7 protein-coding genes are annotated in these 7,546 nt (G+C 66.5%); all 7 read left to right on the top strand.

Going from position 1 to position 7,546, the window contains the following annotated elements; genetic code table 11:
- On the top strand, positions 1-752 hold a 752-nt coding region (locus AC1DKD_RS36930; protein WP_477144402.1), incomplete at its 5' end, for a DUF4349 domain-containing protein.
- Between the two features lie 13 nt (positions 753-765).
- Positions 766-2,202: a pyruvate kinase gene (gene pyk / locus AC1DKD_RS36935; RefSeq protein ID WP_477103313.1), complete on the top strand. Its 1,437-nt coding sequence runs from the start codon at positions 766-768 to the stop codon at positions 2,200-2,202.
- 124 nt (positions 2,203-2,326) lie between these two features.
- Positions 2,327-3,391, top strand: coding sequence for a class II fructose-bisphosphate aldolase (fba, locus tag AC1DKD_RS36940; protein ID WP_045237234.1), 1,065 nt, complete (start codon positions 2,327-2,329; stop codon positions 3,389-3,391).
- A gap of 173 nt (positions 3,392-3,564) precedes the next feature.
- Positions 3,565-4,473, top strand: a complete 909-nt coding sequence (locus AC1DKD_RS36945) for a phosphoribosylaminoimidazolesuccinocarboxamide synthase (RefSeq protein WP_477144403.1) — start codon at positions 3,565-3,567, stop codon at positions 4,471-4,473.
- 60 nt (positions 4,474-4,533) lie between these two features.
- Positions 4,534-5,031, top strand: coding sequence for a 5-(carboxyamino)imidazole ribonucleotide mutase (gene purE, locus AC1DKD_RS36950; RefSeq protein ID WP_477144404.1), 498 nt, complete (start codon positions 4,534-4,536; stop codon positions 5,029-5,031).
- 59 nt (positions 5,032-5,090) lie between these two features.
- On the top strand, positions 5,091-6,335 hold the full coding sequence (locus tag AC1DKD_RS36955) for a 5-(carboxyamino)imidazole ribonucleotide synthase (protein ID WP_477144405.1): 1,245 nt from the start codon (positions 5,091-5,093) through the stop codon (positions 6,333-6,335).
- Positions 6,336-6,449: 114 nt separating this feature from the next.
- On the top strand, positions 6,450-7,436 hold the full coding sequence (locus AC1DKD_RS36960) for an L-threonylcarbamoyladenylate synthase (protein ID WP_441635979.1): 987 nt from the start codon (positions 6,450-6,452) through the stop codon (positions 7,434-7,436).
- Positions 7,437-7,546: the final 110 nt, after the last annotated feature.

Here is a 7,546-nt window from a genome sequence, read left to right on the forward strand (position 1 = left end):
GGCAGGGTGGACAGGGAGAGCAGCAGGAAGCGGAGCGCCGCTACCTCGCGCTCAAGTACGCATTGACGGTGGAGAATACCGCCGATGCCCTGGAGGCCGGCTGGAAGAGCGTGGTGCAACGTTGCCAGGCGCTGGGCTGCGAGTTGCTGGAGGCGGGTTTCACGCGCAGCCGCGATGGCGCATCGCCGCGTGGCGAGCTGCGCGCGCGCATCGCGCCGAAATCCTTGCCGGACCTGCTGAAAGCGGCGGAGCAAGGCGGCACGGTGGTATCCAACGCCGTGTCGAGCGAAGACAAGACCGACCAGGTGATCGATGCCGAGGCCCGCATCAAGAACACCACCGAGCTGCGCGACCGCCTGCGTGCCATGCTGCAGAACGCGCGCGGTCCGCTGCGCGACGTGATCGAGCTGGAGCGCGAACTGGCGCGCGTGCAGGGCGAACTGGATACCATCCACGGCCTGCGCAAGATGCTGGCGGCGCAAACCGACCGCAACGAAGTCCGTATCGACTTTATTGCGCGCGAGAGCTTTGTCAGCCAACGAAAGGTATCGCCGCTGCGCGACGCTTTTAACGATATCGCCGAGTTGTTCCTCGGCAGCCTGGCCGTGCTGATCCGCGTGGCCGCCGGCGCGCTGCCCTGGCTGCTGGTTGGCGTGCCGCTGCTGTGGCTGGCGCTGGCCTGGCGCCGGCGCCGCGTGGCGCGCAGGAAGCAAGCCGTGCCGGCGCCGCCGGACGGCGCTGGCCCTCGATAAGGAAGATTTGCCAATGACCCGCTCGACCAAGATTGTCGCCACCATCGGTCCCGCCTCCAGCACGCTGGAAATGCTCACGCGCATGATCGCGGCAGGGGTCGACGTGGTGCGCCTGAACTTCTCCCACGGCGTAGCCGCGGACCATATCGAGCGCGCCCGCCTGGTGCGCGAGGCGGCCCGGGCCTGCGGCCGGGAAGTCGCCATCATGGCCGACCTGCAAGGGCCGAAGATCCGCGTCGGCAAGTTCGAGAACGGCAAGATCACGCTGCAGCCGGGCGACGCTTTCATCCTTGATTCCACCTGCACCCTGGGCAACCAGGAGCGGGCGGGCCTGGATTATGAAGACCTGCCGCGCGACGTGGGCCCGGGCGACCTGCTGCTGCTCAACGACGGCCTGATCGTGCTGGTGGTGGACCGCGTGCTCGGCCACGAGATCTTCACCACGGTCCGGATCGGCGGCGAGCTGTCCAACAACAAGGGCATCAACCGCCAGGGCGGCGGCCTGTCGGCGCCGGCGCTGACCGCCAAGGACATGGACGACATCAAGACTGCCATGGCGCTGGGCGCGGACTATGTCGCGGTGAGCTTTCCCAAGAACGCCACCGATATGGAAATGGCCCGCCAGCTCGCCGCCGTGGCCGGCCAGCCGCACCAGCACAAGGCTCGCATGATCGCCAAGATCGAGCGCGCCGAGGCGATCCGCCCGGGCGTGCTGGAAGAGATCCTGCAGGCCTCCGACGGCATCATGGTGGCCCGCGGCGACCTGGCCGTGGAAGTGGGCAACGCGGCCGTGCCGGCGCTGCAAAAGCGCATGATCCGGCTGGCGCGCGAGGCCAACAAGCTGACCATCACCGCTACCCAGATGATGGAGAGCATGATCGTCAACCCGGTGCCGACGCGCGCCGAGGTGTCGGACGTGGCCAACGCCGTGCTGGACGGCACCGACGCCGTGATGCTGTCGGCCGAGACCGCCGCCGGCCGCTATCCGGTGGAAACCGTGGAAGCCATGGCCGCGGTCTGCGTCGAGGCGGAGAAATCCGAGGTGGTCCAGCTCGACACCGATTTCCTCAACCAGACCTTTGGCCGCATCGACCAGTCGATCGCCATGGGCGCGCTGTTCACCGCCTATCATTTGCAGGTGAAGGCCATCGCCGCGCTGACCGATTCCGGCGCCACCGCGCTGTGGATGAGCCGGCACCGCATCCATGTGCCGATCTACGCGATGACGCCCAACGTGGCCTCGCAGCGCAAGATGCAGCTCTACCGCAATGTGGTGCCGCTGCCGCTGGAAGCCAGCGCCGACCGCGATACCGCGCTGGAGCAGGCCGAGGAACTCTTGCTGTCGCGCGGCGTTGTGCAGCGCGGCGATTTTATCGTGCTGACCATTGGCGAGCCGATGGGCCAGCCGGGCGGCACCAATACGCTGAAGATTGTCCGCGTCGGCGCCTGAGTGTGCCGCGCCGGACAGAACGCCGGCCGCCGTGCACGTAGGATCAGCCGCACACGCATAGCCAATATGCGAAGACGAATAAACGAATACCGAGACACCCCATTCTTTCTTTAGGAGTTTTGACATGCCACTCGTATCGATGCGCCAGCTGCTCGACCACGCCGCCGAAAACGGCTACGGTCTGCCCGCTTTCAACGTGAACAACCTSGAACAGGTWCAGGCCATCATGCAGGCCGCCGACGAGGTCAAYGCSCCGGTGATCATGCARGCMTCSGCCGGCGCGCGYAAGTAYGCCGGCGAGCACTTCCTGCGCCAYCTGATCGAAGCCGCCGTGGAAGCCTACCCGCATATCCCGGTGGTGATGCACCAGGATCACGGCCAGTCGCCGGTGATCTGCCAGGCCGCGATCGACCTGGGTTTCTCCTCCGTGATGATGGACGGCTCGCTGCGTGAAGACGGCAAGACCCCGGCCGACTACGAATACAACGTCGACGTAACCCGCAAGGTGGTGCAGATGTCGCACGCCATCGGCGTGACCGTCGAAGGCGAACTTGGCTGCCTGGGCTCGCTCGAAACCGGCGAAGCCGGCGAGGAAGACGGCATCGGCGCCGAAGGCAAGCTGGATCACTCCATGCTGCTGACCGACCCGGAACAGGCCGCCGACTTCGTCAAGGCCACCCAGCTCGACGCCCTGGCCATCGCCATCGGCACCTCGCACGGCGCCTACAAGTTCACCCGCAAGCCCACCGGCGACATCCTGGCGATCAACCGCATCAAGGAAATCCACGCCCGCATCCCCAACACCCACCTGGTGATGCACGGCTCGTCCTCGGTGCCCCAGGAACTGCTGGCCGAAATCCGCCAGTTCGGCGGCGACATGAAGGAAACCTACGGCGTGCCGGTCGAGGAAATCCAGGAAGCCATCAAGTTCGGCGTGCGCAAGATCAATATCGACACCGATATCCGCCTTGCCATGACCGGCGCGATCCGCCGCTTCTTTGCCGAGAACCCCAGCAAGTTCGATCCGCGCGAGTACCTGAAGCCGGCCCGCGAAGCCGCCAAGCTGGTTTGCAAGGCACGCTACATCGCCTTCGGCTGCGAAGGCCAGGCATCCAAGATCAAGCCGGTCTCGCTGGACGCCGTCGCGCAGAAGTACAAGTCGGGCGAACTCGCCCAGGTCGTGCAGTAAGCTGAACCCCGTGCCGTCCCCGCCCTGATCCCGTAACAAGGAGAGGCGCGGGGACGACGCTTTTCAGGCCCCGGCGCATGTTGCCGGGGCCCGAGAGGCGCTAACAAAATGATGCGCAGGATCACTCGGGATCATGCTGGATCATTCTGTTAGTGCCTCCTATCGGAACCACCATGTCGAACGCTCTCTATCAGTCCTCCATCACTTCGCTGCCGCTGCTCGGTCACGGCAAGGTCCGCGACAACTACGCCGTCGGCGACGACAAGCTGCTGATCGTCACCACCGACCGCCTGTCGGCCTTCGACGTCATCCTGGGCGAGCCRATCCCGGCCAAGGGCCGCGTGCTCAACCAGATGGCCAACTTCTGGTTCAAGAAGCTGGCCCACATCGTGCCGAACCACGAGACCGATGTCTCCGCCGAGAGCGTCGTGAGCCCGGCCGAGGTCGAGCAGGTGCAAGGCCGCGCCGTGGTGGTCAAGCGCCTCAAGCCGATCCTGGTGGAAGCGGTGGTGCGCGGCTACCTGGCCGGCAGCGGATGGAAGGATTACCAGGCTACCGGCAGCGTCTGCGGCATCGAACTGCCCGCCGGCCTGCAGAACGCGCAGAAGCTGCCCGAGCCGATCTTCACCCCGGCCGCCAAGGCCGAGATGGGCGAGCACGACGAGAACATCTCCTTCGCCGAAACCGAAGCCCGCATCGGCGCCGACCTGGCCCRCCAGATGCGTGACATCTCGATCCGCCTGTACAAGGAAGCGGCCGACTATGCCGCCACGCGCGGCATTATCATTGCCGACACCAAGTTCGAGTTCGGCCTGGACGAGAACGGCACGCTGACGCTGATGGACGAAGTGCTGACCGCGGATTCCTCCCGCTTCTGGCCGGCGGATTCCTACCAGGTCGGCACCAACCCGCCGTCCTTCGACAAGCAGTTCGTGCGCGACTGGCTGGAATCGGTGCGTATCGACGGCAAGCCGTGGCCCAAGACCGCGCCGGCACCGGCGCTGCCGGCCGACGTGATCGAGAAGACCGCCGCCAAGTACCGCGAGGCGCTGACGCGCCTGACCGGCGAGGAACTGCAGTAATCATTGCCGGATGGCGAGGACTGGCGCCACCAGGCGCCAGACGATGTTTAAGGATTTAACGTGAGCAATACAGCCAAGCCGCTGGTCGGCGTTGTGATGGGCAGCAGTTCCGACTGGGACGTGATGCAGAACGCGGTCGCCATGCTGAAGGATTTCGGCGTGGCCTTCGAAGCGCGCGTGGTATCCGCCCACCGCATGRCCGACGATATGTTCGAGTACGCCGCCACGGCGCGTGAACGTGGCCTGCGCGCCATCATCGCCGGTGCCGGCGGTGCCGCGCACCTGCCCGGCATGATCGCCGCCAAGACCATCGTGCCGGTATTCGGCGTGCCCGTGCCGTCGCGCTACCTGCGCGGCGAGGACTCGTTGCTGTCGATCGTGCAGATGCCCAAGGGCGTGCCCGTCGCCACCTTCGCCATCGGCGAGGCTGGCGCCGCCAACGCCGCGCTGCACGCCATCGCCACGCTGGCCACCACCGACGACGCGCTGGCCGCGGCGCTGGAAGCATTCCGTGCCAGGCAGACCGAAGCTGCGCGCGCGATGACGCTGCCGGTATAACACGCAAGCAACACCAGACCAGCCGACTAACTTAAGCCCCGAATCCGGAAAGACGCGCAATGCCCACCGATATCCATCCCCACCTGGTCGAAGCCCACACGCCGGAGTCGCGTGCCGAGTTCGGCATCGACAACCCCAGCGCGCCGGTGCTGCCCGGCGCCTGGCTCGGCATGCTGGGCGGCGGCCAGCTCGGCCGCATGTTCACCCATGCCGCCCAGGCGATGGGCTACAAGGTCTGCGTGCTCGATCCGGACCAGGACAGCCCGGCCGGCACCATCGCCGAGAAGCATATCTGCGCGGCCTACACCGACGAAGCCGCGCTGGCCGAGATGGCCAGACTGTGCCCGGCGGTGAGCACCGAATTCGAGAACGTGCCGTCGCTCTCGCTGGACCGGCTCGAACAACTGGGCGCCTTCGTGGCGCCGCGCGGCTACTGCGTGTCGATCGCGCAGAACCGCATCGGCGAGAAGAAGTTCTTCGCCTCCTGCGCCGAGCGCACTGGCGTGCCCACCGCGCCGCACTGGGTGATCCAGCACGACGCCGACGTCGACCAGTTGCCCGAAGACCTGCTGCCGGGCATCCTGAAGACCGCGCGCATGGGCTACGACGGCAAGGGCCAGGCCCGCGTCAAGAGCCGCGAGGACGTGCGTGCTGCCTGGCGCGCCATGCAGCATGTGCCCTGCGTGCTGGAGAAGATGCTGCCGCTGGCCTACGAGGTCTCGGTGCTGGCCGCGCGTGCCGCCGACGGCAGCACCGCCACCTGGCCGCTGGCCGAAAACGTGCACCGCGACGGCATCCTGTTCTCCACCGTGATGCCCGCCACGAGCGTTTCCGACGAGATCGCCGCGCGGGCCCGCGCAGCCGCCGCCACCATCGCCACCGAGATGGGCTATGTGGGCGTGCTGTGCATCGAGTTCTTCGTGCTGACGGACGGCTCGCTGGTTGCCAACGAAATGGCGCCGCGCCCGCACAACTCGGGCCATATCACCATGGACGCCTGCGAAACCAGCCAGTTCGAGCAGCAGGTGCGCGCCATGGCCCGCCTGCCGCTGGGCAGCACGCGCCAGCATTCGGCGGRCAAGATGCTCAACCTGCTGGGCGATGTGTGGTTCGAGTTCGGTCTGGAGCGCACGCCGGCCTGGGACGAAGTCGTGGCGCAGTCCGGTGCCAAGCTGCACCTGTACGGCAAGAACGATGCGCGCCCCTCGCGCAAGATGGGCCATGTGAACTGCGTGGGCGGCGAAGCCACCGATGCGGGCCGCGCGTTCGACGCTGCCTTGAAGGCGCTGCACATCGAGTCGTGAAGGCTTGCCCGGTCGGGTGCGCTGTCGGCGTGCCCGGCGGGTTCTCCCGCTTTCGTAGTCTTGTAGCTTCGTAGTTTTGTAGTTTCGTAGTAACGCCCACCCCAGAGATCCCCGATGTCGCGCATGCCCACGTCCGCCGAACTTGACCAAGCGGTCCAACTGCTGGAAGCCGGCGAGCTGGTCGCCTTTCCCACCGAGACGGTCTACGGCCTCGGCGCCGACGCGGAAAACCCCCAGGCCATCGCCCGCATCTACGCGGCCAAGGGCCGGCCGTCCAACCATCCGATCATCGTGCACGTGGTGGACGGCGGCGATATCAGCTACTGGGTCGACGACGTGCCGCCGGCCGCGCAGCAACTGATCGACGCCTTCTGGCCTGGCCCGCTCACGCTGATCCTCAAGCGCGCCAGTCATATACCGGCAGCGGTGGCCGGCGGGCAGGACAGCATCGGCCTGCGTTGCCCCTCGCATCCCGTCGCGCAGGCGCTGCTGGCACGCTTCAAGCGCGGGCGAGGAGGCATTGCCGCGCCGTCGGCAAACAAGTTCGGCCAGGTCAGCCCGACCACCGCGCAGCATGTGCGGGATGAGTTTGGCGACGCCGTCTTTGTGCTCGAAGGCGATGGGGTGGAGGTTGGCATCGAATCGACCATCGTGGATCTATCGCGGCTGGAGCAGGGCATTGGCCCCGTATTGCTGCGACCTGGCGCGATTACGGCGGCGATGATGGCGCAGGTCCTGGGCGTGACGCCCTTGCCGCCGGATGCCACTGCGCCGCGGGCTTCGGGGACGCTTAAGGCGCACTATGCGCCGCATACTTCGCTGGCGTTGTCTTCCGCTGCGGATTTGCCGGCCCAGTTGGCGGATTTGCCTGCTGATGCCAAAGTGGCATGGGTGGGGGGCGAGGCGGTTGCCGATCCGCGGTGCGTTTGGGTGCAGGCGCCTGCCGACGCCGAGGCTTATGCTCGAGAGCTTTATCGGTTGTTGCGGAGGTTGGATCGGGAGGGGTATTCGAGACTGGTGTTTGAGGTCTTGCCGGATGGGTGTGAGTGGGATGGGGTTAGGGATCGGTTGCAGCGGGCTGCTGCTGCGTTTGGGGGGTAAGGGGGGCGGTCTTGGGGCGTTGGTTTTGGCGGTGTTGGTTGTTGGACCCAAGAGTGACCGGCGTCCCCCGCAGGGGGATGTCGTACGCTGTTGGGTGCAACAACCAACAC

The sequence above is a fragment of the Cupriavidus sp. 05T313 genome (assembly GCF_056396665.1).